Source organism: Vibrio sp. Vb0349 (assembly GCF_033338975.1).
In genome coordinates this window covers 1-1,390 of record NZ_JAWOTS010000203.1, presented here as the reverse complement: position 1 = coordinate 1,390, position 1,390 = coordinate 1, and the positions used below count along the sequence as shown (strand labels likewise).

The 1,390-nt window shown below is 46.5% G+C and carries 1 protein-coding gene; it reads left to right on the top strand.

Annotation, left to right across the window (positions count from 1 at the left end; genetic code table 11):
- Window positions 1–9 precede the first annotated feature (9 nt).
- The coding region (rbsA, locus tag R7Q47_RS24555; protein WP_318089855.1) for a ribose ABC transporter ATP-binding protein RbsA at window positions 10–1,390 on the top strand (1,381 nt) is incomplete at its 3' end.

Here is a 1,390-nt window from a genome sequence, read left to right as displayed (position 1 = left end):
GGACAGATTATGACTCAAGCCATTCTACAACTGAGCGAAATTGAAAAAGCGTTCCCAGGTGTAAAGGCGCTAGATAAAGCGAGCCTGAACGTATACCCAGGTCGTGTTATGGCGCTCATGGGCGAAAATGGGGCAGGCAAGTCAACATTGATGAAAGTGCTGACCGGTATTTACCATATGGATGCAGGTAGCATTCAGTATCAGGGTCAACCTGCTGCATTTAAAGGTCCGCGAGATTCTCAAGAAGCGGGCATCAGCATTATTCACCAAGAGTTGAACTTAATCCCTGAACTGACAATCGCTGAGAACATTTTTCTCGGTCGTGAATTTACCGGTTCTATGGGGCGCATTCAGTGGAGCAAAATGTACGCGGAAGCGGACAGACTTCTACAACGTTTGAACGTGAAACACAGCTCGAAAACCTTGCTTGGTGATCTAAGTTTGGGTGAGCAACAAATGGTAGAAATTGCCAAAGCGCTCTCGTTTGAATCGAAAGTCATCATCATGGATGAACCAACCGATGCGCTTACTGATACAGAAACCGAATCTCTGTTCAAAGTGATTAATGAGCTTCGTGAGCAAGGCTGCGGCATTGTATATATCTCACACCGCCTGAAAGAAATCTTTGAAATCTGTGACGACATTACGGTGCTTCGTGACGGTAAATTTATCGGTGAATGCCGAGTAGCAGACACGGATGAAGACGGCTTAATCGAAATGATGGTTGGCCGTAAATTAGAAGAGCAATACCCACGTATTGATGTAAAGCACGGCGAGACATGCCTTGAAGTGATTGGCTTGACAGGTTCTGGCGTTCACGATGTGAGCTTCACGCTTAAACGCGGTGAGATTTTGGGTATCTCTGGTTTGATGGGCGCAGGCCGCACCGAGTTAATGAAAGTGATTTACGGCGCGCTGCCAAGCGAGCATGGCGTTATCAATCTCGATAACAAAACCATTAATCCGGTTAGCCCGCAAGATGGCTTGGCAAATGGCATCGCTTACATCTCGGAAGACCGCAAAGGGGATGGTCTGGTGCTGGGTTTGTCCGTGAAAGAGAACATGTCTCTGTGTGCATTGGATAAGCTAACCAAAGGCGTACAAATCCAGCACGGCGAAGAAGTCATTGCCGTGGAAGATTTCATCAAGTTATTCAACATTAAAACACCAACTCGCGACCAAATTATTGGCAACCTTTCTGGTGGTAACCAACAGAAAGTGGCGATTGCGAAAGGGCTAATGACCAAGCCTAAAGTTCTGATTTTGGATGAACCAACGCGTGGTGTTGACGTTGGTGCTAAGAAAGAAATCTACCAACTCATCAACAAATTTAAAGCCGACGGCATGAGCATCATCTTGGTTTCTTCCGAGATGCCAGAAGTGCTGGGCA